General features: G+C 70.5%; 21 protein-coding genes, 2 tRNA genes and 1 pseudogene. 13 read left to right on the top strand and 11 right to left on the bottom strand.

The genetic code is table 11. The annotated features are described in order from the left end of the window. Window positions 1–191: 191 nt before the first annotated feature. Window positions 192–3,143, bottom strand: coding sequence for an SPFH domain-containing protein (locus DRB96_RS46005; protein ID WP_275432026.1), 2,952 nt, complete (start codon window positions 3,141–3,143; stop codon window positions 192–194). Further along, window positions 3,140–4,540, bottom strand: coding sequence for a peptidoglycan-binding protein (locus DRB96_RS25805; protein WP_112450606.1), 1,401 nt, complete (start codon window positions 4,538–4,540; stop codon window positions 3,140–3,142). Before DRB96_RS25805 ends, DRB96_RS46005 begins: the two co-directional genes overlap by 4 nt. 315 nt (window positions 4,541–4,855) lie before the next feature. Between DRB96_RS25805 and DRB96_RS25795 the strand changes: the two genes are divergently transcribed. Next, a tRNA-Lys gene (locus DRB96_RS25795) sits at window positions 4,856–4,929 on the top strand. Window positions 4,930–4,994: 65 nt separating this feature from the next. On the opposite strand, the gene DRB96_RS25790 is transcribed toward DRB96_RS25795, so the two are convergent. The 7 genes and pseudogenes from DRB96_RS25790 to DRB96_RS25760 all read right to left on the bottom strand — a co-directional run. Further along, window positions 4,995–5,657: a class F sortase gene (locus DRB96_RS25790; RefSeq protein WP_112450604.1), complete on the bottom strand. Its 663-nt coding sequence runs from the start codon at window positions 5,655–5,657 to the stop codon at window positions 4,995–4,997. A 4-nt stretch (window positions 5,658–5,661) separates the two neighbouring features. Beyond that, window positions 5,662–6,324 carry a hypothetical protein gene (locus DRB96_RS25785; protein ID WP_112450603.1) on the bottom strand — a complete coding sequence of 221 codons (663 nt, stop codon included), beginning with the start codon at window positions 6,322–6,324 and terminating at the stop codon, window positions 5,662–5,664. Window positions 6,325–6,486: 162 nt separating this feature from the next. Continuing rightward, the gene (locus DRB96_RS25780; RefSeq protein WP_112450602.1) at window positions 6,487–7,266 is read right to left on the bottom strand and encodes an HAD-IIA family hydrolase; all 780 of its coding nucleotides are present in this window, start codon (window positions 7,264–7,266) and stop codon (window positions 6,487–6,489) included. 137 nt (window positions 7,267–7,403) lie between these two features. Continuing rightward, window positions 7,404–8,924 carry an alkaline phosphatase family protein gene (locus tag DRB96_RS25775; protein ID WP_239516347.1) on the bottom strand — a complete coding sequence of 507 codons (1,521 nt, stop codon included), beginning with the start codon at window positions 8,922–8,924 and terminating at the stop codon, window positions 7,404–7,406. A 190-nt stretch (window positions 8,925–9,114) separates the two neighbouring features. Continuing rightward, entirely contained in the window at window positions 9,115–10,212 is a 1,098-nt protein-coding gene (locus DRB96_RS25770) for a 2-aminoethylphosphonate ABC transporter substrate-binding protein (RefSeq protein ID WP_112450601.1), read from the bottom strand. Between the two features lie 48 nt (window positions 10,213–10,260). Continuing rightward, window positions 10,261–11,058 carry an ABC transporter permease subunit gene (locus DRB96_RS25765; RefSeq protein ID WP_112450600.1) on the bottom strand — a complete coding sequence of 266 codons (798 nt, stop codon included), beginning with the start codon at window positions 11,056–11,058 and terminating at the stop codon, window positions 10,261–10,263. Then, a pseudogene (locus tag DRB96_RS25760) lies at window positions 11,045–11,869 on the bottom strand (2-aminoethylphosphonate ABC transporter permease subunit); the annotation flags it as partial. The gene DRB96_RS25765 and the pseudogene DRB96_RS25760, both read right to left, overlap by 14 nt. A 122-nt stretch (window positions 11,870–11,991) precedes the next feature. Here DRB96_RS25760 and DRB96_RS25755 point away from each other — a divergent pair. The 3 genes from DRB96_RS25755 (at window position 11,992) to DRB96_RS25745 (ending at window position 14,018) form a co-directional block, all read left to right on the top strand. Beyond that, complete coding sequence (locus tag DRB96_RS25755; protein WP_239517762.1) at window positions 11,992–12,384, top strand: DUF3291 domain-containing protein; 393 nt, start codon at window positions 11,992–11,994, stop codon at window positions 12,382–12,384. A 144-nt stretch (window positions 12,385–12,528) separates the two neighbouring features. Further along, window positions 12,529–13,584: a UDP-N-acetylmuramate dehydrogenase gene (locus DRB96_RS25750; RefSeq protein ID WP_112450598.1), complete on the top strand. Its 1,056-nt coding sequence runs from the start codon at window positions 12,529–12,531 to the stop codon at window positions 13,582–13,584. A 17-nt stretch (window positions 13,585–13,601) separates the two neighbouring features. Next, on the top strand, window positions 13,602–14,018 hold the full coding sequence (locus tag DRB96_RS25745) for a hypothetical protein (RefSeq protein ID WP_112450597.1): 417 nt from the start codon (window positions 13,602–13,604) through the stop codon (window positions 14,016–14,018). Window positions 14,019–14,033: 15 nt separating this feature from the next. On the opposite strand, the gene DRB96_RS25740 is transcribed toward DRB96_RS25745, so the two are convergent. Together DRB96_RS25740 and DRB96_RS25735 are read right to left on the bottom strand one after the other, a co-directional pair. Further along, window positions 14,034–15,053 (bottom strand): adenosine deaminase, encoded by a 1,020-nt coding sequence (locus tag DRB96_RS25740; RefSeq protein WP_204357815.1) that lies wholly within the window; start codon window positions 15,051–15,053, stop codon window positions 14,034–14,036. Window positions 15,054–15,209: 156 nt separating this feature from the next. Continuing rightward, the gene (locus tag DRB96_RS25735; protein ID WP_112450595.1) at window positions 15,210–16,436 is read right to left on the bottom strand and encodes a pyridoxal phosphate-dependent aminotransferase; all 1,227 of its coding nucleotides are present in this window, start codon (window positions 16,434–16,436) and stop codon (window positions 15,210–15,212) included. Between the two features lie 191 nt (window positions 16,437–16,627). On the opposite strand from DRB96_RS25735, the gene DRB96_RS25730 reads away from it, so the two are divergent. The 9 genes from DRB96_RS25730 to rpoB all read left to right on the top strand — a co-directional run bounded on the left by DRB96_RS25730 (window position 16,628) and on the right by rpoB (window position 26,000). Further along, window positions 16,628–16,700 (top strand) — tRNA-Trp (locus DRB96_RS25730). A 105-nt stretch (window positions 16,701–16,805) separates the two neighbouring features. Beyond that, the gene (gene secE, locus DRB96_RS25725; RefSeq protein WP_112453706.1) at window positions 16,806–17,087 is read left to right on the top strand and encodes a preprotein translocase subunit SecE; all 282 of its coding nucleotides are present in this window, start codon (window positions 16,806–16,808) and stop codon (window positions 17,085–17,087) included. 84 nt (window positions 17,088–17,171) lie between these two features. After that, on the top strand, window positions 17,172–18,134 hold the full coding sequence (nusG, locus tag DRB96_RS25720; protein ID WP_112450594.1) for a transcription termination/antitermination protein NusG: 963 nt from the start codon (window positions 17,172–17,174) through the stop codon (window positions 18,132–18,134). Between the two features lie 170 nt (window positions 18,135–18,304). Then, entirely contained in the window at window positions 18,305–18,739 is a 435-nt protein-coding gene (gene rplK, locus DRB96_RS25715; protein WP_053682632.1) for a 50S ribosomal protein L11, read from the top strand. 88 nt (window positions 18,740–18,827) lie between these two features. Beyond that, window positions 18,828–19,556, top strand: a complete 729-nt coding sequence (gene rplA / locus DRB96_RS25710; RefSeq protein ID WP_112450593.1) for a 50S ribosomal protein L1 — start codon at window positions 18,828–18,830, stop codon at window positions 19,554–19,556. A gap of 186 nt (window positions 19,557–19,742) precedes the next feature. Next, entirely contained in the window at window positions 19,743–20,651 is a 909-nt protein-coding gene (locus DRB96_RS25705) for a hypothetical protein (RefSeq protein WP_162688678.1), read from the top strand. Between the two features lie 247 nt (window positions 20,652–20,898). Continuing rightward, on the top strand, window positions 20,899–21,429 hold the full coding sequence (gene rplJ / locus DRB96_RS25700; RefSeq protein WP_112450591.1) for a 50S ribosomal protein L10: 531 nt from the start codon (window positions 20,899–20,901) through the stop codon (window positions 21,427–21,429). 110 nt (window positions 21,430–21,539) lie between these two features. Next, window positions 21,540–21,920 carry a 50S ribosomal protein L7/L12 gene (gene rplL, locus DRB96_RS25695; protein WP_112450590.1) on the top strand — a complete coding sequence of 127 codons (381 nt, stop codon included), beginning with the start codon at window positions 21,540–21,542 and terminating at the stop codon, window positions 21,918–21,920. Between the two features lie 597 nt (window positions 21,921–22,517). Then, window positions 22,518–26,000 carry a DNA-directed RNA polymerase subunit beta gene (rpoB, locus tag DRB96_RS25685; RefSeq protein WP_112450589.1) on the top strand — a complete coding sequence of 1,161 codons (3,483 nt, stop codon included), beginning with the start codon at window positions 22,518–22,520 and terminating at the stop codon, window positions 25,998–26,000. The last annotated feature ends 2 nt before the right edge of the window (window positions 26,001–26,002 follow it).

The raw sequence follows: 26,002 nt of genomic DNA, 5'->3' as shown, positions 1-26,002 counted from the left end.
AAACTCTTTAGGTCTAGACCAAGTCCCACAGTATTGACGGGAGTTGTCCCTGTCCAGACCAATGGAAGAACGGGTGGTCCGGTCCACCCCGGATCCACCCGTTCGTCTGGTGCGGCGGCCTCCGGCCCTGCCGCGGGGCCCTGTCGCTGGGCCCCTGTCGTCCTGGTACCGCCGCCCGCCGCCCGCCGCCGCTACTCCGCGCGGCCCGTGTAGAAGGCGACGGTCAGGTCCTTCACCAGCGCCTTGCGCTCGTAGTCGTCGAGCTCGACGAGCCCGCGCGAGGTGAGGCGGTGGACGGTGTCGTCGACCGCGTCGACCACCGAGGTCAGGACGGCGTCGCGGTGCTTCGCATCGATCGCCGCGACCCGGCGGCGCCGCATGGCGTCCGCGACCTCGGGGGCGTACTCGATCCGGGTCGGCTGCGCCGAGAACACCTCGACCCCGACCGCCTCGGTCTCGGCCGCGAGCATCCGGGTCAGCGCGTCGCCGACGGCTTCGGCGTCGCGCAGGGTCGGGGCGTCCTCGTGGAAGGCGTCGGCCGGGAGCTGGGACAGGACGCGGGCCATGGCCGATTCGACCTGCTCGGCGAGGTAGTCGACGTGGTCGGCGACGGCCAGCGTCGCGCGGGCGGTGTCCTTGACCTGCCAGACGACCTGGACGACGACCTGGAGGGCGAGGCCCCCGGAGTCGACGGCGGGCATCGGGTCGCTGCGCCAGTGGCGCAGCCGCACGTCGACCCGGCGGCGCAGCAGCAGGGGGCTGATCCACGTCAGGCCGGAGCGGCGGACGGTGCCGCGGTAGCGGCCGAAGAGGGTGAGCACCCAGGCGTGCCCGGCGCGGCCCCGGCCCAGTCCGCCGAGGGCGAGGAGTGCGACGACGCCGAGGAAGGCGAGCGGGGGCCAGAAGCGGGCTTGCAGACCGCGGTAGGGGCGGGGCTCCGCGCCGAACGCCACGGCGAGGGCGTCGGGAACGGCCCCGGCCCGCCACAGCACGACCGTGCAGCCGGCCAGGGCGAGCCCGCCGACGGCCACGCCGATCCAGCCGGGGAGCACCGGTCCGTGGTGCTCCCGGAGGCGGTCGTCCCCGCGGGGTACGCGGCGTCCGGGGACGGTCCGGACGGCCGCACCGGCGGGCGCGCCCACCGGGACCGGAGCCTTGGCCTGCGGTCCGCGCCGCGTTTGCGGGGCCTGCCCTGCTTGCTGGGCTTGCTGGACTTGCTGGACTTGCTGGGCTTGCGGCTGGGCCGCGCCCCGGAAGGGCAGGTGCACCGGCACCTCGCTCACGGCGACCCCGCGCAGTGCCCCGACCCGGGGCAGGTCCTGCGTGTCGTCCTCCTCCATCCGCGCCACGGCCCGCGCGACGACCTCCGCGACGCCGGGACCGTGGCCGGGTCCGGGTCCGGGTCCGGGTCCGGGCACGGACCAGGACAGGTCCCGCACGCCGCCGCCGTCCTCGCGCCCGGCCGCGGCCTCCGCTCCGCCGGCCAGGTCCGCGTCGGCCTCCGCGACGGGAGCACTCGGCTCCCGGCCCCCTGGAGCGGGCTGCTCGTGCTGCTCGGCCGGACCGGCGCAGGGGTGGCCGGCCGAGGGGCCGTCCGAGTCGGCTCCGCCGTCGAAGACGGAACCGGCGCTCGCCGCGGTACCGGCCTGGCCGAAGGGCCGACCGGATCCGCCGGGGGCGGTGACCACCCGGGACACCGTGGCCGCGGCCGCGGCCACGGCGCCGGCCGGCTCCCCGGCCGTCCGGGCGGACTGCTCGACGGTGTCGGCGCGCGGGCCGGGCCGCGCGGCCCGGGGCCCGGCTCCGCCGTCGAAGGCGGGCCCGCCGCACGGCTCCGTACCGCCAGGCTCCGCCCCACCCGGCCGATCGGCTCCGCCGCGCGGGGCGGCGGGCCGGTCTTCGGCCCGGGCCGGTACGCCGCCGTCGGCGGCCTGCTCCCGGACCGCTCCGGCGGGTCCGGGCACGGACCGGGACTGGTCGCGCAGGTCGTCCCGGTCGGCAAGGGCAGGGGCGGGCACGGACCACGCCGGAGCCGGCGCGACGGGCGAACCGCCGTGCACCTCCTGCTGGTCGCTACCGGACTCCGCCCGGCCGAACGGCCCGGCCGGAGCCACGGCGGAGCGGGTCTCGGCCCGAACGGCCGCGTCGTCGAAGCCGGGCTCCGTACCGGCGGTGCGGCAGTCGGTCCGAGCGGCCGCGCCCGGGAACCCGGAGCCGGTCTGGGGCGCCGTACCGGCCGGGCCGTGGTCGGGCCGCGCCGGCGCGTCCCGGAAGGCGGGGCCGGTGAAGGTGAAGGGGTCGCCCTTTGGGGCGTCGGACGGGGCGGGTGCGGTGGGCGCGGGCTCGGCCATGGCGCCGACCGGCACCGGCAGGTCGTGCGCCAGGTCGCGCGCCGCGTACGGTCCGGCCTGCCGGTCGGACCCGGACGCGCCGGGGGGCGGCACCCGGTCCGCCCCGGCGGTGTGGAAGACGGGCTCGGGCTCCGCGGCCGGGGGCCACGGGTTGTCCTGCGGGTGGGGGCGCGCGGTTTCGGTGTCCGCGTTCCGCAGGCGCGGGGCGGCCGCGCCCGCGTAGACCGCCTCCTCATCCTGCGGGTGCGGGATGTCCACCCGCGCCGCCGGTACGTCGCTTCGCGCGGCCTCCGCGGCCCGGGCGGGCCGGTGGTGCGCCGCGCCGGACGCGAGCAGGTCGCCGCGCGCGGACTCCGCCGCGAACGGGCCGTGCGCGGCGCGGTCCTCGGACCAGGCCTGCGCCGGGCGGCCCGCGGCCGCCTCCCACGGGGCCCGCCCGTGCGCGGTGGCCGCCGCGAGCGGCTGCTCCCGGTCCGGTTCCGCGGCCGGCATCGGGCTCACCGGCTGCGGCGCGGCGAAGACGGGCGCGGCGAAGGCCGGCTCGGCCGGGACCGGCGCCGCGGCGAGCGGCGCGACCGGGGTCGGCGCCACCGTCCAGCCGGTCGGTGCGGCCCACTCGGTCGCCGTCCGCTCGGACGGCACCGGAACCGGAACCGGAACCGCGACCGGGACCGGGACCGGAGTAGGGGTCGGCGTCGGCGTGGGCGTCGGCGTCGGCGCCGGGCGCGGGGGGACCTGGAAGGTGCCCGTGGTCGAGGTCGTGCGCGTGGGGTACATCGTTGCCTCCGTCATGCGAACAGCCGGCGCCAGGTTTCCGGGCCCGGATAGCCGTCGGCCTCGGCGCCGCGCCAGCCCTGGGCGCGCTGGAAGGCCTCGACGCTGCGGCGGTCGGCCTCGCCCCAGCGGGGGCCCGGCCCGGACGTGAAGTTCTTGCCGAAGCCCTTCTTCACCAACTGGCGGCCAAGGGCGGTGATGGACGGGTGGGACACGCCCGGACGGAACGTCGCGGCTCCCGGGTAGGCGGGTTTGCCCGCCGGGCCCGCTGCGCCGCCCGGTTTCGGCGGGGCCGGGGCCGGCGGAGCGGGTGCCGGCGGGGTGGGTGCGGCGCCCTGTGTCGGCGGGATGTCCTTGCCCTGGTGCTGGGCGAGCAGCCGCCAGGTGTGCGCGCCCGGCATGCCGTCGGCGTCCGCTCCCGTCCAGCCCTGGGCGCGCTGGAAGGCCTGGGTCGCCAGCCGGTCGGAGTCGCTCCACCGGGTGGTGACGCCCTGCGGGTAGAAGCGGGAGCCGCCGCGGTCGGAGAGCATCCGGCCGAGCTGGGCGACGTACGCGTTGTTGGATCCCGGGCCGAACTTCGACGCACCGGGGAAGGTGGCCGAGACGGCCGGGGTGCCGCCCGGCGCGGGCGGCTCGCCGACCGCCGGGTCGGGAACGACCGAGCCGGCCAGCCCGTTGAACCGGTACGGGAGGTACTTCGCCGCGTTGTTCCAGTAGCCGTAGGGCGTGGCCTGGCGCCGTGTCGTGGGCCGGGTCTGCTCGTAGACGACGTAGTGGGTGCGGGTCTCGTCCACCCACCCCCCGAAGAGCACGACGTGCGAGCCCTTGTTGGGGTCGGCCGGGTTGTGGAAGAGGAGCATGTCCCCCGGCAGCAGCTCCTCCTTCGTGATCTTCGTCGCGAACTTGTCGAGGCTGCCGGTCCACTCGTTGGTGCCGAGGTTCCACACCATCGAGACGTAGCCGGAGCAGTCCTGCCGGTATCCGTCCGTCCAGTACTCGGACATGCTGTACGGAACCTGCGCGTCCAGCCACAGCTTCGCCCGGTTGATGATCGTCGCGCGGTCGGTGCGCTTCACCGCCGAGGGCGCTCCCGGCAGCCCGGGGGGTTTCGCGGGCACGCCCTTCGGCCCGTGCAGGGGGCCGCGGCCGCCCTGCGGCGAGTTCGGATCGTCCTGCGGCGCCACCGAGCCGGGGCCCGGCACGGTCACCGCGACCGCCGCTCCCCCGCCGCCGCCGAGGACCACGCCCGCGGCGGTGGCCAGGACCAGCGCCCGGCGGGCCCCGTGCGCGGCGGGGTGCCCGCCGTCACGCAGCGGTATGGCCCGGGCACGGGCGAGCGTGCGGCGGCGCTGGGCACAGCCTTGGCACGGGCAGTCGCCGGCGGGCTCGTACTCCTCGAAGGCGGGCATCGGCATCCGGGTCGGCGCCGTCGGCACGGGCACGGGCGCCGGCGTCTCTGTCACCGTCACCGTCGCCGTCGGCGTCGGCGTCGGCGTCGGCGTCGGCGTCATCTCGTGCGCATGCGTCGGAGGCTGCATCGTCATGCGGTTCCGTCCACTCCCCTGCTCGTCCACTGGGCAGCCGGGACCGCATCTGGCGGGGCATCAGATCCGGCCTGGCCCAGACATATCGTGCACGACAAAACCCCCAAACATGGGTTAATCGGACAGAACGCGCGCAGCTTGTCACGAGCACCGGCGCGCGTGGGGTAGAGTTTTCCCTGTCACCAAGCGCCGCTAGCTCAGTTGGTTAGAGCAGCTGACTCTTAATCAGCGGGTCCGGGGTTCGAGTCCCTGGCGGCGCACAGACGAGAGAAGCCCCCCACAGTGAAAACTGTGGGGGGCTTCTTCGTTTCCGGCGGCGGCCGGCCTACACCGCCGTGCCCGAGCGGGCTCCGACGCCGGTCAGGTACGCCGACACCACCACGTTCGCCGTGTACTGCTTGGCGGCCTTGTCGTAGCTGCCGCCGCAGGTCACGAGCCTCAGCTCGGCCCGGCCCCGGACCTTGGGGCCGTAGGCCTTCGCCGGGTCGAAGCCCGCGCGCTCGTGGACCCGTACGTCCTCGATCGTGAACTCGGCGATCGAGCCGTCCGCCCGCACCACGCGCACCTTGTCGCCCGGCTTCGCCGAGCTCAGGCCGTAGAACACCGCCGGCTTCGACCGCGTGTCCACGTGTCCGACCAGCAGCGCGGTCCCGGCCGTGCCCGGCTGAGCGCCGCCGCGCCACCAGCCCACGGTGCCGGGATTGTCGTAGGGGGGCGGCTCGATCGCCCCCTGCGCGTCCAGGTCCCGGGTGATCACCGGCGCCTGCACGCCCATGGACGGTACGTCGACCCGCGCGGGCGCGGCCGGCCCCAGCGGGGTGTGCGCCGCGGGCAGGCCCGGGGCCGCCGGTCCGCCGGCCTGCCCGGGCAGGGGTATCGACACCCCGGTGATCTCACGGCCCCACAGCCACAGGCCGAGGACCAGCACCGACCAGGCGGCGAAGGTCAGCAGCCGGGAGCCGCCGGCGGCCTTCGGCTCGCCGCTCATCCGCTCACCCGCCGCTGCGGCGGCGGCGCAGGGTCAGCGCCCGGCCGGCGACCGCCAGGGTGGCCGCGGCGGCGAGCACCGCGCCGATCACCGTGTGCGGCAGGCCGGGGCCGTCGTCCCCTTGGCCCTTCTTGGCCGCCGCGGCCAGCTGCGCGGAGTCGGCGGCCTTCGCCTGGTCGGCGGCCTTCGCCACGTCGGCCGCCTTCGACTTCGCGGCGATCTCCTCGGACATGCCGCCGCCGCCCGCGTGGACCGGCCAGATCGGCGTGTGGTGCGGGTTGGGGTGGTGCTCGCGGCGCCGCTCGATCTCGATCGAGCCCCACTCGCGGTCGTCGCGGCCGCCGCACTTGACCCGGATGGTGTGCCGGCCCGGCTCGGCCCAGGAGCGGATCATCGCGTCGCCCCACAGGGTGCGGCGGTCGTCGCGCCCGGTGGACAGCCGGACCTCGGAGACGAAGACGGAGGACTGGGCGATGGCCCAGTCGTCGTCACAGCCGCGGACGCGCAGTTTGACCTGCGCCCCCGGCTCGGCCGGATTGGGGTCGACGGACACGCTGCCGCGGTTGTTCCAGTCCTCCGCGAAGGCGATGGGCGCGGTCACGGCGGACAGGGCCGTCAGGGCGACGGCCACCCCGGTGACACGGAGAGCGATCAGATCGGTGCGCATGGTGAACCTCCTCAACAAGGAGATTCACGCGCGGCGCGCCGCTCCGCATCCGGAGCGGCGCTCTCTTGGCCCGTACGTGTCAGCCGTACGACCTAATCGCCGAGCTGATCGGGGCACCCGCCGGGGTCCGCCGGCGTACCCCGGACGGACGCCGGACGGACCTCAGACGAGGTCGACGAGGTCCGCGATGGAGTCGAACGTCTGGGTCGGGCGGTACGGGAACTTCTCGGTGTCCGCCGTCGAGGTCAGGCCGGTCAGCACGAGGAAGGTCTGCATGCCCGCCTCGAGCCCCGCCAGGATGTCGGTGTCCATCCGGTCGCCGATCATCGCGCTGGTCTCGGAGTGCGCGCCGATGGCGTTCAGGCCGGTCCGCATCATCAGCGGGTTGGGCTTGCCGGCGAAGTACGGCTTCTTGCCCGTCGCCTTGGTGATCAGCGCGGCGACCGCGCCCGTGGCGGGCAGCGGGCCCTCGGTGGAGGGGCCGGTCTCGTCCGGGTTGGTGCAGATGAAGCGGGCGCCGCCGTTGATCAGGCGTACCGCCTTGGTCATGGCCTCGAAGCTGTACGTACGGGTCTCGCCCAGGACCACGTAGTCGGGCTCGTGGTCGGTCAGGATGTAGCCGATGTCGTGCAGCGCGGTGGTCAGGCCGGCCTCGCCGATGACGTACGCGGTGCCGCCGGGGCGCTGGTCGTCGAGGAACTTCGCGGTGGCCAGCGCCGAGGTCCAGATGTTCTCGACGGGGACGTCCAGGCCCATGCGGCTGAGGCGGGCCTGGAGGTCGCGCGGGGTGTAGATGGAGTTGTTGGTCAGGACCAGGAAGGGCTTGCCGGACTCGCGCAGCCGGTTGATGAAGGCGGAGGCGCCGGGGATCGGGGTGCCCTCGTGGATGAGGACCCCGTCCATGTCGGTGAGCCAGGATTCGATCGGCTTGCGCTCTGCCACTGGACTGTTCTCCGCTCTCGGTGGCGTCTGACCTCGGTGACCTCTGGTCTCTACCACCCTATCCGGGCCGGACCGCGGACGCGTTCGGCGTCCACGGCCCGGACCGGAGGGCGAAACAGCTGGTCGGGCCGGTCGTGTCAGGCCAGGCGGACGTTGTCGACGGTCCAGTACCAGTTGTTGCTGCCGCTGTAGCGGAAGCGGACCTGGACGTCGGTGGCGCCGGCCGGGACCTGGAGCGCGATCGACTCGGAGCGGGCGACCGCGTCGGCGGTGTAGCTCTTGACGACCGTCGGCGTACCGCCGTTGTAGGAGACCAGGACCTGGGCGGTCTGGCCGGACTCCTGGCGGTAGTGGGTCTGGAAGGTCAGGTTCCGCGTCGACCCGGCGGTGACCGGCCACTTGGGGGTGATGAGGGTGGAGTCGTAGGAGCCGGTGTGGCTCTTGTCGTCCCACTCGTCGGAGTCGGCGACGGCGAAGACGTCGCGGGAGCGGACGTTCAGCTCGCGCCACTGGTCGCGCTGCGACTGGCTCCAGAACTCGTCGGTGGCGAAGGCCCATCCGGCCCACTCGGTGACACCGCCCGTGCCCATCTTGGAGTTGTCGACGGACCAGCCGGCCGGCGGGGTGTGCGTGAAGCCCTTGGTGGCGGCCGGGATGCCCGCCTCGTCCACGCGCGCCTGGAGGATCGGGCGCAGGGTGTCGAAGGGGTCGTCGTCGGGGGCGTTCAGCGGGACGCCGTCGATGCCGGGGGCGCTGACGCCGACCTGGGCGAGCGCGGTCGCGGCCACGTCGACGAGCTTGACGTCCTCGCGCACCGAGCCGGCCGGGATGCCGGCGCCCTTGGCGATGACGAAGGTGCCGCGCTCGGCGATGGTGGAGCCGCCGTGGCCGCCGGAGTTGGTGTGGCCGTGGTCGGTGGTGACCAGGATCTTCCAGTTCTCCTGGGCGTAGGTCGGGCGGTTCTGGACGGCGCCCAGGAGCTGGCCGACGAGGACGTCGACGCGGGCGACGGTGTCCAGGTACTGCTGGCTGGCGGCGCCGTAGGAGTGGCCGGCCGCGTCGATCTCGCCGAGGTAGACGAAGGCGGCGTCCGGGTTCTGGTCGCGCAGTTCGGTGGCGGCCGCGGCGGCGATCTTCGGGTCCTCGCTGCCGTAACCGTCGCGGTCGCCCTTGAGGGAGAGGCGCTTGTCGACCTTGGCCGAGAAGATCGGGCCGTTCTGGTCGGTGGAGGTGATGGGCTCCCAGTCGGCGGCCGCGTACGTGTTGAGCGCCGGCTTGGCGTTCTCGATGCGGGTCAGGAAGTCCGGGTGGGCCGTGTAGTTCTTGCCGGTGAAGGAGTTGTCCTTCACGCCGTGCTTGTCGGGCCAGACGCCGGTGGCGATGGAGGACCAGCCGGGTCCCGAGGAGGTGGCTCCCATCGGGTTCGCGTACAGGGTGCTGCGGGCGGTCAGGCCCTGGGCCATCAGGCCGTTCAGGTGCGGGGCGTTGGCGGCCTTGACGCGGTCGAGGACCGCGCCGTCCAGGCCGATGACGAGCACCTTGTCGGTGGTGGCGGCGGCCTCGTCGGCGGTCGCGGCGTGGGCGCCGAGCGCGGTGGCGAGCAGGGCCGTGGCGGTGGCGGCCACGGCGAGGGTCCGTCCGGACAGGACAGTGGGCACGTACTCCTCCGGGAGTAATCGTGGGGAAGGCGCAGGGGACGTACGGGTGCGCTGGCGTGCGGCTGTACTGGCGTGCGGGCGCACGAGCGTAGGGCGGGTCCGGACCGAAGGCGAGATACGGTCCAGACCCGTTATGTGAGCGTCACTATCCTGGCCGTGGGTGGCCGGGAGGCGTCCAGTCGGCTTCCGGTCAGCTTCCGGTCGCCGACTTCCACGCGTCGACGTAGCCGGTGAGGTTCTTGTCGATGTCGGCCCAGTCCGGCTCGAAGACCTCGACCCCGCTCATGAGCTTGGTGAGCTCGACGGCGTTGGCGTCGGTGGGCTTGACGTCGGTGCGCGCCGGGAAGCCGCCGCCGACCCCGCTGACCAGCTTCTGGGCGTCCTCGCTGAGGAGGTGATCGAGGAGCTTCTTGCCGTTCTCGGTGTGCGGGGCCTTGTCGAGGAGCCCGGCCGCGTACGGCAGGGAGAAGGTGGTGGGCTTGGCGCCCTCCTTGGCCGGGAACCAGATGCCCAGGTTCGGCATGGACTTGGACTGCGCGAAGTTCATCTGGACGTCGCCGTTGGCGACGAGCAGCTCGCCCTTGTCGGTCTTGGGCGCGAGCTTGCTGGTGGAGGAGGACGGGCCGACGTTGTTGGCCTGGAGCTTCTTCAGGTACTCCATCGCCGGCTCCTTGCCGCCGAAGTCGTGCATCGCCTTGATGAGGACGGCGGTGCCGTCGCCCGCGACGCCCGGGGTGGAGTACTGGAGCTTGCCCTTGTACTTGGCGTCCAGCAGCTCTTCCCAGGTCTTGGGGGCCTGGGCCAGCTCCTTCTTGTTGTAGACGAAGCCGAAGTAGTTGTTGACGACCGAGGTCCACTTGCCGTCGGCGGCCTTGTCCGCGCCGTTGACCTTGTCGGAGCCCGCCGGCTTGTACGCCTGGAGCAGGCCCTTGCCGTCGGCCTGCTGGATGAAGGGCGGCAGGGTGATCAGTACGTCGGCCTGCGTGTTGGTCTTCTCCCGGACGGCGCGCTGCACCATCTCGCCCGAGCCGCCCTCGACGTACTTGACCTCGATGCCGGTCTTCTTCGTGAAGTCGGCGAAGACCTTGTCGTACCAGCCGTCGCCCTTGTCGCTCTTGAGTCCGTCGGCGCTGTAGACGGTGACGACCTTCTCGCCACCGCCCTTGGCGCCGTCGGCCGAGCCGTCGGAGCCGGTGGAGGAGGAGCCGCCGCAGGCGGCGAGGGAGGCGGCGAGGGCGAGGCCGCCGGTGACGGCGGCGGTGGCGCGCAGGTACTTGTTGCTGGGCATGGAACTTCCTCACGGGGAAAGGGAGTCAGCGGGGAGTGCGGCAGGGGGTCAGCGGTACGCGGCCTTGGTGCGGACGCGCGAGACGGCCAGCAGGACCAGCAGGGTGGTGGCCATCAGGACCACGGCGACGGCGGAGCCGCTGAAGAGCGAACCGCGGTCGGTGGCGGTGAAGATGCGGACCGGCAGGGGCATCCAGTCCGGCGGGTAGAGCATCATCGTGGCGCTCAGCTCGCCCATGGACAGGGCGAAGCAGAGTCCCGCGGCCGCGGTGAGCGACGGCAGCAGGAGGGGGAGCTTGACCCGCCACAGCACGTACGCGGGTCGGGCGCCCAGGGAGGCCGCCGCCTGCTCGTACGCGGGATCGAGACGCACGATGGCAGCCGAAACCGACTGGTAGGCGAACGCCGTGACAAGAATCGTGTGCGCCAGGATCACGATCGAGCTGGTGCCGTTGAGGAGCAGCGGCGGCTTGCTGAAGGCGACGAGCACGGCGAGGCCGACGACCACGGACGGTACGGCGACGGGCAGCACGAAGAGCGCGTCCAGGGACCGCTTGCCGCGGCGGCCCAGTCCGGCGGCGGCGAGCGCCGCCCAGGTGCCGACGGCGAGCGCGAGGAGGCTGGCGGCGAACGCCGTGGCCAGCGAGGTGGTCAGCGCCTGGAGGGACTCGCCCCGGACGGCCGCCGTGTAGTTCTCCGTGGTCGGGCCGGAGGGGAAGGCGCCGGACCAGTGGGTCGAGAACGACGCGGCCACCACGACGAGCAGGGGCAGGGCGAAGAGGGGCAGGAAGAGGAGTCCGAAGAGGCTCCAGGCGGCCCAGCGGCCGGTCTTGCTATGCACCAGCACGCTTGCTCACCACCCGGTAGAGGCCGAAGAGGCCGACGGAGATCGCGATGTTGACGACGGCGACCACGCAGGCGGCCGAGTAGTCGGATTCGAGGATCGCCTTGCCGTAGATGAGCATCGGGAGCGTGGTGACGCCCTTGGCTCCGGTGAACAGGACGATCCCGAACTCGTTGAGGCACATGACGAGAACGAGGCTGCCGCCCGCGGCGAGGGCCGGCAGGGACTCGGGGAGGATCACCCGCCGCACGATGCGGGCGGGCTTCGCGCCGAGCGAGGAGGCCACCTCCAGTTGGGCGGTGTCCAGCTGGGAGAAGGCGGCGAGCAGCGGGCGCATGACGAAGGGCGTGAAGTAGGTGATCTCGGCGAGGAGCACGCCCCACGGGGTGGTCAGGAAGTGGAAGGGCCCGTCGGTGACGCCGAAGGCGTCGGTCCACAGGCCGTTGGCCATGCCGACCGTGCCGTAGACGAAGAGGAGGGCGAGGGTGATGAGGAAGGAGGGGAAGGAGAGGAAGACGTCGATGAACTTGGCCACGGCACGCGCCCCGGGGAACGGGACGAAGGCGATGACCAGCGCGAGCGCGAAGCCGAGGACCAGGCAGCCGACGGTGGCGCCGACGGCCAGCCAGACCGTGGTGCCGAGGGCTTCGCGGAAGGAGTGCGAGGCGAAGACGGAGGCGTAGGAGTCGAAGGCCCCGGCGCCGTTCTCGGGGGTGAGGGACTGCTGGACGACGAGCGCGAGCGGGTAGAGGAAGACCGCCGCGAGCACGGCCACGGGAGGGACCGCCCACAGCCAGCCGGGAACGCTACGGGGCGCACGTGCGGCCTTCGCCGCGAAGCCGCCTGGGGCTTCGGCCGGGCCTCGGGGCGCGCCTTGGGCAGGGCTTCGTACCGGCTGTTGGGGTAGGACCGGAACGCCGGGGGTGGTGTACCGCCGTGACCGTGCTCTCCCCGACGCCCACCCCCGCCGCCCCCGGCTCCGAGGTCTACGTCATGGCCTCCCGCTTCGAGACCGCGAGCCTGGCCGGCGCCCTGAAGTTCTTCCTGAAGGCGCCCGGCATCATCCTCCAGATCCGCAAGGCCCCCGGCGCGCACGGGGCCGCCCTGCGGGCCCGGGTCCTCAGCCGGACCTTCCTGACGCTCTCCGCCTGGGAGGACCGAGACGCGCTCTACCGCTTCGCCGGCAGCGAGCCGCACCGCTCCGGCTCGCGGAAGGCCGCCGCGTACATGAAGGAGTCGGCGTTCACCTTCTGGACCGTTCCGGCGGGCGAGCTCCCCATCAGCTGGGCGGAGGCGGAGCGCCGCCTCGCCGAGCAGAAGCAGAAGTAGGAAGTAGAAGCAGAAGCAGAAGTAGAAGTAGGAAGTAGAAGTGGCAGCAGAAGCCGAGCCGCTGAGCCCCCGCACGGGGCTCGCGGCGCGACCGCGGTCCGTGGCCCCGCCTGGTCGGGGGACACGGACCGTACTCTTGTCCACGTGCAGGAACTCCACGACGCCCCCCTCGCCCCGCTGACCACCTTCCGGCTCGGCGGCCCCGCCGCCCGCCTGGTCACCGCGACCACCGACGCCGAGGTGGTCGCCGCCGTGCGCGCCGCCGACGGGAGCGGCACCCCGCTCCTGGTCATCGGCGGCGGCAGCAACCTGGTCATCGGCGACCGGGGCTTCGACGGCACCGCGCTGCGCATCGCGACCACCGGCTTCACGCTCGACGGGACGAACCTGGAGCTCGCGGCCGGCGAGAACTGGAGCGACGCCGTCGCCCGGGTCGTCGAAGCGGGGCTCGCCGGCATCGAATGCCTCGCCGGGATCCCGGGGTCGGCCGGTGCCACGCCCATCCAGAACGTCGGGGCGTACGGCCAGGAGGTCTGCGACACGATCACCGAGGTCGTCGCCTACGACCGCACGCGCGGCGAGACCGTCACGCTGTCGGCCGCCGCATGCGCGTTCTCGTACCGCGACAGCCTCTTCAAGCACCAGCCCGAGCGGTACGTCGTCCTGCGCGTCCGGTTCGCCCTGGAGGACGCGGGCGGCCTGTCCGCGCCGGTCAAGTACCCCGAGACCGCCCGCGCCCTCGGCGTCGGGGCCGGCGACCGGGTCCCGGCGGCGAAGGCCCGCGAGACCGTCCTGCGGCTGCGCGCCGGCAAGGGCATGGTCCTCGACCCCGCCGACCACGACACCTGGTCGGCCGGCTCGTTCTTCCACAACCCGATCCTGAGCGACGAGGCGTACGCAGCCTTCCTCGCCCGCGCCCAGGACCGCCTCGGCCCCGACACCGCCCCGCCCGCCTACCCGGCCGGCGAGGGCCGTACGAAGACCAGCGCGGCCTGGCTGATCGACAAGGCCGGCTTCGCCAAGGGGTACGGCGACGGCCCCGCCCGCATCTCCACCAAGCACACCCTCGCCCTCACCAACCGCGGCGCGGCCACCACCGAAGACCTCCTCGTCCTCGCCCGCGAGGTCGTCGCCGGGGTCCACGCGGCCTTCGGCGTCACCCTCGTCAACGAGCCGGTGACGGTCGGCGTCAGCATCTGAGGAGTCCCGGCCCGCCCATGCTCTGTCCCCTGCACGGGGCCGGTACGGACCCCACCCGGCTGGTGGGACGCACGATCAGAAGGGTCGTCGCGTCCTGGCACATCAGCGACGGCGAACGCTCCGAGGCGCCCCTCGACGTCTGGCTCCTCGACAGCCACGGCGAGTCCACCCGCATCACCACCGGGTCCGACGCCTGCCTGATCGTGGAGTCCGCCACCCCGCACGAGCCGTACGACATGGGGGAGTGGGGCCGCATCGTGGTCGGCGAGGACCTCGGCGACCACCCCTTCCTGCGCCACCTCGGCGAGAAGGTCGAATCGGTTGCCGAGTACGCGCTGCCCGCGCAGGGCCGCACCCACCTGGAGATCGGCTTCCCGGACGGCGCGCGGGTGCGCGCCGACTGCCACGAGGGCGACCTGCGCCTCACGCGCTGACCCGCCGGCGGGCCCCTACGAGGTCAGCCAGTGGTCGATCCCGGCCAGCAGCTTGTCCTGTACGTCACCGGGCGCGGCCGAGCCGCGCACCGACTGGCGGGCCAGCTCGGCGAGCTCCGCGTCCGTGAAGGCGTGGTGCTCGCGGGCGATCTCGTACTGGGCCGCGAGCCGGGACCCGAACAGCAGCGGGTCGTCCGCGCCCAGGGCCATCGGGACCCCGGCGTCGAAGAGGGTGCGCAGCGGGACGTCCTCGGGGCGCTCGTAGACCCCCAGGGCGACATTGGACGCCGGGCAGACCTCGCAGGTGATCTGCCGGTCGGCGAGGCGCTGGAGCAGGCGGGGGTCCTCGGCGGCCCGTACGCCGTGCCCGATGCGGGCGGCGTGCAGATCGTCGAGGCAGTCGCGGACGGAGGAGGGGCCGGTGAGCTCGCCGCCGTGCGGGGCGGCCAGCAGGCCGCCTTCGCGGGCGATGGCGAAGGCCCGGTCGAAGTCCCGGGCCATGCCGCGGCGCTCGTCGTTGGAGAGCCCGAAGCCGACGACGCCGCGGTCGGCGTAGCGGACGGCGAGGCGGGCCAGGGTGCGGGCGTCGAGGGGGTGCTTCATGCGGTTGGCGGCGATGACGACGCGCATGCCGAGGCCGGTCTCGCGGGAGGCGGTGTCGACGGCGTCGAGGATGATCTCGACGGCCGGGATCATCCCGCCGAGGAGGGGGGCGTAGGAGGTGGGATCCACCTGGATCTCCAGCCAGCCGCTGCCGTCCCGCACGTCCTCCTCCGCGGCCTCGAGGACCAGGCGGCGGATGTCGTCGGGCTCGCGCAGGCAGGAGCGGGCGGCGTCGTAGAGCCGCTGGAAGCGGAACCAGCCGCGCTCGTCGGTGGCCCGGAGCTTCGGTGGCTCGCCGCCGGTCAGGGCGTCCGGCAGCCGGACGCCGTACTTGTCGGCGAGCTCCAGCAGGGTCGACGGTCGCATCGAGCCGGTGAAGTGCAGGTGGAGGTGGGCTTTCGGCAGAAGCGTGAGATCGCGTACGTGCTCCATCTCGTGATCCTGCCGCACTTTTGCCCCGGCCTGCAGCCGGATTCCCTGAACGAGGGCTTGCCCGAACGGAAATTCTGGGTCACGGCCCCGCGGAAACGCCTGAGCGGCGGCTCCCCGCACGGGGGAACCGCCGCTCAGGCCTTGCTGCGGGCCGCTCTAGGCCTTCGCCTCGGCCAGGAGCTTCTGGATGCGGGAGACGCCCTCGACCAGGTCCTCGTCGCCCAGGGCGTAGGAGAGGCGCAGGTAGCCGGGGGTGCCGAAGGCCTCGCCCGGGACGACCGCGACCTCGGCCTCGTCGAGGATCAGCGCGGCGAGCTCGACGGACGTCTGCGGGCGCTTGCCGCGGATCTCCTTGCCGAGCACGTCCTTGACCGCGGGGTAGACGTAGAAGGCGCCCTCGGGGGTCGGGCAGTACACGCCCTCGATCTCGTTCAGCATCCGCACGATCGTCTGGCGGCGGCGGTCGAAGGCGGTGCGCATCTCGTGGACGGCCTCCAGGTTGCCGGAGACGGCGGCCAGCGCCGCGACCTGGGCCACGTTGGAGACGTTGGAGGTGGCGTGCGACTGCAGGTTGGTCGCGGCCTTGACGACGTCCTTCGGGCCCACGATCCAGCCCACGCGCCAGCCGGTCATCGCGTACGTCTTGGCGACGCCGTTGACGACGATGCACTTGTCGGCCAGCTCGGGGACGATCGCCGGGAGCGAGACGAACTTCGCGTCGCCGTAGACCAGGTGCTCGTAGATCTCGTCGGTCAGGACCCACAGGCCGTGCTCGACGGCCCAGCGGCCGATCGCCTCGGCGTCGGCCTCCGAGTAGACGGCGCCGGTCGGGTTCGACGGGGAGACGAAGAGGACGACCTTCGTGCGCTCGGTGCGGGCCGCCTCGAGCTGCTCGACGGAGACGCGGTAACCGGTGGTCTCGTCGGCGACGACCTCGACCGGGACACCGCCGGCGAGACGGATCGACTCGGGGTAGGTGGTCCAGTAAGGGGCCGGGACGATGACCTCGTCACCCGGGTCCAGGATCGCCGCGAACGCCTCGTAGATCGCCTGCTTGCCGCCGTTGGTCACCAGTACCTGGGACGCGTCGACCTCGTAGCCGGAGTCGCGCAGCGTCTTCGCGGCGATGGCGGCCTTCAGCTCGGGCAGGCCGCCGGCCGGCGTGTAGCGGTGGTACTTCGGGTTGCGGCAGGCCTCGACCGCGGCTTCGACGATGTAGTCCGGGGTGGGGAAGTCGGGCTCGCCGGCCCCGAAACCGATCACCGGACGCCCGGCGGCCTTGAGGGCCTTGGCCTTGGCGTCGACGGCGAGGGTGGCGGACTCGGAGATGGCACCGATACGGGCGGACACGCGGCGCTCGGCGGAAGGCGTTTCAGAGGTCATGCGGCCAATCGTCCCAGACGGCAAAGAAGCGCCGCACGCCGTTTCACTTACCGGACGGGGCGTCTCCGGATGGCGCTGTTCGACGTCAGGGCCCGGACCACGTACACTCAACCGTCGTTGGCCCTCGTCGGCCGCTGTGGAACGTGAGCACACTGTGCACCCATCTGCATGCGGTAGGTTGGGGCACGCAAAGGGTCGTAGCTCAATTGGTAGAGCACTGGTCTCCAAAACCAGCGGTTGGGGGTTCAAGTCCCTCCGGCCCTGCTCCACACTCCGTCTCGGACGTGTGCGCAGGTACGTATTTCGATGCAACGCCGTGCGGCGCAACCGGGCGCGGCTACGGCCACGACCCGGATTCAGGTGAGAGACGTGACGGACGCCCTGGGCTCCATCGACATGCCTGACGCCGAGGATGACACTCGCGAGAAGAAGGCCCGCAAGGGCGGCAAGCGCGGCAAGAAGGGCCTTCTGGGTCGTCTCGCGCTTTTCTACCGCCAGATCGTCGCGGAGCTCCGCAAGGTTGTCTGGCCCACTCGGAACCAGCTCACGACGTACACCTCCGTGGTGATTGTCTTCGTCGTCATCATGATCGGTCTGGTGACCGTGATTGACTACGGGTTCCAGGAAGCCATCAAGTTCGTCTTCGGCTGATCCCCGCGGAGGGCGGCGCCTTGATGGGTGCCGCCCGTTTTCGCATGTTCGACCACCTTTTGTATCCAGGAAGAAGCAGCCACCGTGTCTGACCCGAACCTGAACGCGAGCCCCGACTCCGTCGAGTCCGTCGAGGACGCGCTCGACATCGTCGAGGCTGCAGACGCCGTGGACCCCGATGAGGCCGAGCTCGCCGACGCCGAGGCGGGTGTCGCCGCCGAAGAGGCCGCGCTGCACGTCGAGGGCGAGGTCGACGCCGAGGCTGAGGACGACGCCGAGGCCGAAGAGGCCGACGACGAGTCCGATGAGACCGAGGACGAGGCCGAAGAGGCTTCCGACGAGGACGAGACCGGCGAGGCCGAGGACGACGCCGCGCTGGCCGAGGACGACGCGGAGGCCGGAGAGGCCGACGCGGAGCCCGCCGAGCCGGTCGACCCCGTCCAGGCCCTGCGCGACGAGCTCCGCAGCTTGCCCGGCGAGTGGTACGTCATCCACACCTACGCCGGCTACGAGAAGCGCGTCAAGGCGAACCTCGAGCAGCGCGCCGTCTCGCTCAACGTCGAGGACTTCATCTACTCGGCCGAGGTGCCCGAGGAAGAGATCGTCCAGATCAAGAACGGCGAGCGCAAGAACGTCCGGCAGAACAAGCTGCCCGGCTACGTTCTCGTCCGCATGGACCTGACGAACGAGTCCTGGGGCGTCGTCCGCAACACGCCTGGTGTCACCGGCTTCGTGGGCAACGCGTACGACCCGTACCCGCTGACCCTCGACGAGATCGTCAAGATGCTCGCTCCCGAGGCTCAGGAGAAGGCCGCCAAGCTGGCCGCGGAAGAGGCCGGCCTGCCCGCGCCCTCCGTCAAGCGCACCATCGAGGTCCTGGACTTCGAGGTCGGCGACTCGGTCACCGTCACCGACGGCCCGTTCGCGACGCTGCAGGCGACCATCAACGAGATCAACCCGGACTCGAAGAAGGTCAAGGGTCTCGTCGAGATCTTCGGCCGCGAGACCCCGGTCGAGCTGAGCTTCGACCAGATCCAGAAGAACTGATCCACAGTCTTCTGACTCACGCTTCCGGACAGGTCAGATTGCCCCCTCGCGGGCGGTCTGACCTGCTCGGTTTTCAGCCCCGCGCCGATACCCGTTATCGTGGTGCGGTATGCCTCCATCCGGATGACCGGATTGGCGGCGAAAACTCTCACTAGGACCCGGAGAGAGCAATGCCTCCCAAGAAGAAGAAGATCACGGGGCTCATCAAGCTCCAGATCAAGGCCGGTGCGGCCAACCCGGCTCCGCCGGTCGGCCCCGCGCTCGGTCAGCACGGCGTCAACATCATGGAGTTCTGCAAGGCCTACAACGCCGCGACCGAGTCGCAGCGTGGCATGGTCGTGCCGGTGGAGATCACGGTCTACGACGACCGCTCCTTCACCTTCATCACCAAGACTCCGCCGGCCGCGCGCCTCATCCTGAAGAGCGCGGGCGTGGAGAAGGGCTCCGGCGAGCCGCACAAGACCAAGGTCGCGAAGCTTACGCGTGACCAGGTCCGCGAGATCGCCACGCTCAAGATGCCTGACCTGAACGCCAACGACATCGACGCGGCCGAGAAGATCATCGCCGGCACCGCGCGTTCGATGGGCATCACGGTCGAAGGCTGATTCAGCCACCCCCCAGCACCACAGTGGTAGGGCCAAGCGCTGGTCCGCACCACGACTCCACGCCTGAAGTCACAACACAGGAGCAGAAGTGAAGCGCAGCAAGACTCTCCGCGCTGCGGACGCCAAGATCGACCGGGAGAAGCTGTACGCCCCGCTCGAGGCCGTCCGTGTCGCCAAGGAGACCTCCGCGACCAAGTTCGACAGCACCGTCGAGGTCGCCTTCCGCCTGGGTGTAGACCCGCGCAAGGCCGACCAGATGGTCCGTGGCACCGTGAACCTCCCGCACGGCACCGGCAAGACCGCCCGGGTCCTGGTCTTCGCGACCGGTGACCGTGCTGCGGCCGCGGAAGCCGCCGGCGCCGACATCGTCGGCGACGACGAGCTCATCAACGAGATCGCCAAGGGCAACCGCCTCAACGAGTTCGACGCCGTTGTCGCCACCCCGGACCTCATGGGCAAGGTCGGCCGCCTCGGCCGCGTGCTCGGTCCCCGTGGCCTGATGCCGAACCCGAAGACCGGCACCGTCACCATGGACGTCGCGAAGGCTGTCACCGAGATCAAGGGTGGCAAGATCGAGTTCCGTGTCGACAAGCACTCGAACCTGCACTTCATCATCGGCAAGGTCTCCTTCACCGATGAGCAGCTGGTCGAGAACTACGGCGCGGCCCTCGACGAGATCCTTCGTCTGAAGCCGTCCGCCGCGAAGGGCCGCTACATCAAGAAGGCCGCCCTCAGCACCACCATGGGCCCCGGCATCCTGCTGGACCAGAACCGCACCCGGAACCTCCTCGTCGAGGAAGACCCGGCCGCGGTCTGATCAGGCCGAGCCTGACACTCACTGAGTGGCTTACGGGCCCCTCGCCCCCTTCACAGGGTGGCGGGGGGCCCGTTCTGCGTGGTGAGCGCCACACCTGCGCTGACGTGGCGATACCGGAGCGCGTTCCGGTCGCGGGAACCGTAGGGTCGGCCGGGCAACGAAGATCCATCCATGGGGGAGAACCAGATGAGCAAGGCTGTCCGTACCCGAGCCGGTATCGCGATCGTCGGTACCGCACTGTTCGTGGGCGGCCTCACGGCCTGTGGCGGCGACCAGGCCGACGCGGGCAGCGGCAAGGCCGGCGGGGACAAGGGCGCCGGTGCCAAGGCGCACTCGCCGGTGGAGGCGGTGAAGGCGTCCTACCTGAAGACGGTGGCCGCCAAGTTCGCCAAGGCGGAGCTGTCCACCGTCGAGGCCGACGGCAAGACCAGCGGGCAGTCCGGCACCAAGGGCTGGTACCCGTCGAGCCACGACCTGATCCTGAAGAGCGAGAAGCCCGACACGCGCTCGATCATGATCGGCGACCTCGTCCACACCCAGCTGGACAAGCCCCTCGAGGGCAAGACCTGGATGTCGATGAACCTCGCCAAGGACGGCAAGCCGGGGGTCCGGCTCAACGACGACCCGGCCGAGTACCTCGCGATGCTGCTGGGCCAGGAGAAGCTGACGCACGTCGGCACCGAGAAGACCGACGGTGTCGACGCCGAGCACTACAGGGGCACCCTCACGGGCGCGGAGCTGCTGACGGCGGACGACTCCACCAAGGCCATGGAGGAGGCGAACCGCCAGTACCTCCACGAGGCCGTCAAGCACATCACCGCCTTCGAGGTGGACCTGTGGATCGGCAAGGACGGCTACCCGGTGCGCGTGGACAGCGTGAGCACGGACGCCGAGGGCACGACGAAGACCACGGCGAAGTTCTCCGGGTTCGGCGCGGCTTCCCCCGTCACGCCCCCGCCGGCCGATCAGGTCATCTCCTTCGAGGACGTGATGAAGGAGACCGACCGCAAGCTCAAGCAGGCCGACGAGGACCTCAAGGAGGCCGACAAGACGCTGCGGGACGCCGGTCTGGGCGGCCTGGACGGCGTCTCCTGAGGCGATTTGCCTCGGCTGCACCCCTTCACGTACTCTTCGGGAGAAGCCAAAGACCGCTGGTCGTTGCCGTGCTCGCAAGAGTGCGGCGGCCGAAGGATCCGCTAAATGCGGACGTCCTGCGTAGGTGACTGTGGAAAGTTCCCGGAATTCGTTCCGGTTGAGCTACGCCCTGGCGCCTGCGCCGGGGCGTTTCGTGTTTATGCCCCTTCTGAGCGGTCCTCATCACCCGGAAGGAGGCCGACGCACTATGCCGACGCCCAACAAGGCTGCCGCGGTAGCCGAGCTCAAGGACGCGTTCCAGAGCTCGAACGCCGCCGTGCTGACCGAGTACCGGGGTCTCACCGTCGCGCAGCTCAAGACGCTGCGTCGTTCTCTCGGTGAGAACGCCCAGTACGCCGTGGTGAAGAACACGCTGACCAAGATTGCGGCCAACCAGGCCGGGATCACCGCGCTGGACGAGCACTTCGCTGGTCCGACCGCGGTCGCCTTCATCACCGGTGACCCGGTGGAGTCGGCGAAGAGCCTGCGTGACTTCGCCAAGGAAAACCCGAACCTCATCATCAAGGCGGGTGTCCTTGATGGTAAGGCGCTCACCGCCGATGAGATCAAGAAGCTTGCGGACCTCGAGTCCCGCGAGGTTCTGCTCAGCAAGCTGGCCGGCGCGTTCAAGGGCAAGCAGTCTCAGGCTGCCTCGCTCTTCCAGGCGCTGCCGTCGAAGTTCGTCCGCACTGCGGAAGCGCTTCGCGTCAAGCTCGCCGAGCAGGGCGGTGCCGAGTAATTCGGCTCGCGCACTGATCCGCGCCGCCTAGTGCGCGGGTCAAAGCGGGCCGTTACGCCCGCCTCTATATACATCCGGCACCTGCCGATTTAGTGGAAGGATCGCCCATCATGGCGAAGCTCACCCAGGACGAACTCCTCGCCCAGTTCGAGGAGCTCACCCTCATCGAGCTCTCCGAGTTCGTGAAGGCGTTCGAGGAGAAGTTCGACGTCACCGCCGCCGCGGCCGTCGCCGTTGCCGGTCCGGGCGCCCCGGTCGCCGCTGAGGCCGTCGAGGAGCAGGACGAGTTCGACGTCATCCTCACCGGTGCCGGCGACAAGAAGATCCAGGTCATCAAGGTCGTGCGCGAGCTCACCTCCCTGGGCCTCAAGGAGGCCAAGGACCTCGTTGACGGCGCCCCGAAGCCCGTCCTCGAGAAGGTCGCCAAGGAGGCCGCTGAGAAGGCCGCCGAGTCCCTCAAGGCTGCCGGCGCGGCTGTCGAGGTCAAGTAACACCTCTGAGGCCTCTCTGAGGCCTCAGTCAAGGGCGATCACCCGTAAGGGTGGTCGCCCTTTGGCGTACCCGGAGTGCCTGATTTGCCCCTGTCTCGTTGGGGAGTAGGGTGATCTTCGTTGCTCCGCGGCCGGGTCCTTGGATGATCCGCACGGAGCAGGGGGCCTTGACGAACGGCACGTGGCGCGCAATTCTCAGATCCGTCGTGAGATCGGCCGTTCGATCCGGGATCCGAGGCATGGAACGGGTCGGGATCGGGCATGGATCGACTACGAAGAGGGCAGTACTGTTACGCGCTCTGTAGGCGAGAGCCGCAGGGTTGGCAGCGTCAGTTGGAAGCGTCAAACGACATGGGGAAGGCCTGTTGCCGGTTTCCGGAAACCTGGTCTGGACATCAGTGAGCCAAGTGGCTACACTGACCCTTTGCGCTGCCTGTTAGCTGCCCCCTGCCCGTCGCCAGGGGCATGCCCAAGCATGAGCACACTTGATTGATCGCCCTGACCTGGTCACTTCGACCGGGGTGGAAGCGCCCGTCTTCTGTGTCAGCTGGGACCGGTACGCGCGTAGTGAGTCCGAGCCCTCGGAAGGACCCCCTCTTGGCCGCCTCGCGCAACGCCTCGACCAATACGAACAACGGTGCCAGCACCGCCCCGCTGCGCATCTCCTTTGCAAAGATCAAGGAGCCTCTCGAGGTTCCGAACCTCCTGGCGCTGCAGACCGAGAGCTTTGACTGGCTGCTCGGCAACGCCGCCTGGAAGTCTCGCGTCGAGTCGGCGCTTGAGAGCGGACAGGATGTTCCCACCAAGTCCGGTCTGGAAGAGATCTTCGAGGAGATCTCGCCGATCGAGGACTTCTCCGGGTCGATGTCGCTGACGTTCCGCGACCACCGTTTCGAGCCGGCGAAGAACTCGGTCGACGAGTGCAAGGACCGCGACTTCACGTTCGCGGCGCCGCTTTTCGTCACCGCCGAGTTCACGAACAACGAGACCGGAGAGATCAAGTCTCAGACGGTCTTCATGGGCGATTTCCCGCTCATGACCAACAAGGGCACCTTCGTCATCAACGGCACCGAGCGTGTCGTCGTGTCGCAGCTGGTCCGTTCCCCTGGTGTCTACTTCGACTCCTCCATCGACAAGACGTCCGACAAGGACATCTTCGCCGCCAAGATCATCCCGTCCCGGGGTGCCTGGCTCGAGATGGAAATCGACAAGCGCGACATGGTCGGTGTCCGCATCGACCGCAAGCGCAAGCAGTCCGTCACCGTCCTCCTGAAGGCTCTCGGCTGGACCACCGAGCAGATCCTCGAGGAGTTCGGCCAGTACGAGTCCATGCGCGCCACCCTGGAGAAGGACCACACCCAGGGCCAGGACGACGCGCTGCTCGACATCTACCGCAAGCTGCGTCCGGGCGAACCGCCGACCCGCGAGGCCGCTCAGACGCTGCTCGAGAACCTCTACTTCAACCCGAAGCGCTACGACCTCGCGAAGGTCGGCCGCTACAAGGTGAACAAGAAGCTCGGCGCGGACGAGCCGCTGAACGCCGGCGTGCTCACCACCGACGACGTCATCGCGACCATCAAGTACCTGGTCAAGCTGCACGCCGGTGAGACCGAGACCGTCGGTGAGTCGGGTCGTTCGATCGTCGTCGAGACCGACGACATCGACCACTTCGGCAACCGTCGTCTGCGCAACGTCGGCGAGCTCATCCAGAACCAGGTCCGCACGGGTCTGGCTCGTATGGAGCGCGTCGTCCGCGAGCGGATGACGACCCAGGACGTCGAGGCGATCACGCCGCAGACCCTGATCAACATCCGGCCGGTCGTCGCCTCCATCAAGGAGTTCTTCGGCACCAGCCAGCTGTCGCAGTTCATGGACCAGAACAACCCGCTGTCGGGTCTCACCCACAAGCGACGCCTGTCGGCGCTCGGCCCGGGTGGTCTGTCCCGTGAGCGGGCCGGCTTCGAGGTCCGAGACGTCCACCCGTCGCACTACGGCCGCATGTGCCCGATCGAGACCCCTGAAGGCCCGAACATCGGTCTGATCGGCTCGCTCGCGTCCTACGGCCGCGTCAACGCGTTCGGTTTCGTCGAGACCCCGTACCGCAAGGTCATCGACGGCGTCGTCACCGACGACGTCGACTACCTGACGGCCGACGAGGAAGACCGCTTCGTCATCGCCCAGGCCAACGCCGGCCTGTCCGACGACATGCGCTTCACCGAGAACCGCGTGCTGGTTCGCCGTCGTGGTGGCGAGATCGACTACATCGCCGGCGACGACGTCGACTACATGGACGTCTCCCCGCGCCAGATGGTGTCCGTCGCGACCGCGATGATCCCCTTCCTGGAGCACGACGACGCCAACCGTGCCCTCATGGGCGCGAACATGATGCGCCAGGCCGTTCCGCTCATCAAGGCGGAGGCGCCGCTCGTCGGCACCGGCATGGAGTACCGCTGTGCGGTCGACGCCGGTGACTCGATCCGTGCGGAGAAGGACGGTGTCGTCCAGGAGGTCTCGGCCGACTACATCACCGTCGCCAACGACGACGGCACGTACACCACGTACCGCGTCGCCAAGTTCTCCCGCTCGAACCAGGGCACCTCGGTCAACCAGAAGGTCATCGTCAACGAGGGTGACCGGATCGTCGAGTCCCAGGTCCTCGCCGACGGACCGGCGACCGAAGAGGGCGAAATGGCCCTCGGCAAGAACCTGCTCGTCGCGTTCATGCCCTGGGAAGGCCACAACTACGAGGACGCGATCATCCTGTCGCAGCGCCTCGTACAGGACGACGTCCTGTCCTCGATTCACATCGAGGAGCACGAGGTCGATGCCCGTGACACCAAGCTCGGTCCCGAGGAGATCACCCGGGACATCCCGAACGTCTCCGAGGAGGTCCTCGCGGACCTCGACGAGCGCGGCATCATCCGCATCGGTGCGGACGTGGTCGCCGGCGACATCCTGGTCGGAAAGGTCACGCCCAAGGGCGAGACCGAGCTGACCCCGGAGGAGCGCCTGCTCCGCGCCATCTTCGGTGAGAAGGCCCGCGAGGTGCGTGACACCTCGCTCAAGGTCCCTCACGGTGAGATCGGCAAGGTCATCGGTGTCCGCGTCTTCGACCGCGAGGAGGGCGACGAGCTTCCCCCGGGCGTGAACCAGCTGGTCCGCGTCTACGTCGCCCAGAAGCGCAAGATCACCGACGGTGACAAGCTCGCCGGCCGCCACGGCAACAAGGGTGTCATCTCCAAGATCCTTCCGATCGAGGACATGCCCTTCCTTGAGGACGGCACGCCGGTCGACATCATCCTCAACCCGCTGGGTGTCCCGTCCCGAATGAACCCGGGACAGGTCCTGGAGATCCACCTCGGCTGGCTCGCCAGCCGCGGCTGGGACGTCTCCGGTCTCGGCGAGGAGTGGGCCGAGCGACTGAAGGTCATCGGCGCCGACCGCGTCGAGCCCGGCACCAACGTCGCCACCCCGGTGTTCGACGGTGCTCGTGAGGACGAGATCTCGGGCCTCTTCGAGCACACCATCCCGAACCGCGACGGAGACCGCCTGGTCCTCCCGACCGGCAAGGCGCACCTGTTCGACGGCCGCTCCGGCGAGCCGTTCCCGGAGCCGGTCTCGATCGGCTACATGTACATCCTCAAGCTCCACCACCTGGTCGATGACAAGCTCCACGCGCGGTCGACCGGTCCGTACTCGATGATCACGCAGCAGCCGCTGGGTGGTAAGGCGCAGTTCGGTGGCCAGCGCTTCGGTGAGATGGAGGTGTGGGCGCTCGAGGCTTATGGCGCCGCTTACGCCCTCCAGGAGCTGCTGACCATCAAGTCCGATGACGTCACCGGCCGCGTGAAGGTCTACGAGGCCATCGTCAAGGGCGAGAACATCCCCGAGCCGGGCATTCCCGAGTCCTTCAAGGTGCTCATCAAGGAAATGCAGTCGCTCTGCCTCAACGTGGAGGTGCTGTCCTCGGACGGCATGTCCATCGAGATGCGCGACACCGACGAGGACGTCTTCCGCGCGGCGGAGGAGCTCGGTATCGACCTGTCCCGGCGTGAGCCGAGCAGCGTCGAAGAGGTCTGACG

The sequence above is a fragment of the Streptomyces sp. ICC1 genome (genome assembly GCF_003287935.1).
Taxonomy (GTDB): Bacteria; Actinomycetota; Actinomycetes; order Streptomycetales; family Streptomycetaceae; genus Streptomyces; species Streptomyces tritrimontium.
This window is presented reverse-complemented; position numbering and strand designations above follow the sequence as displayed.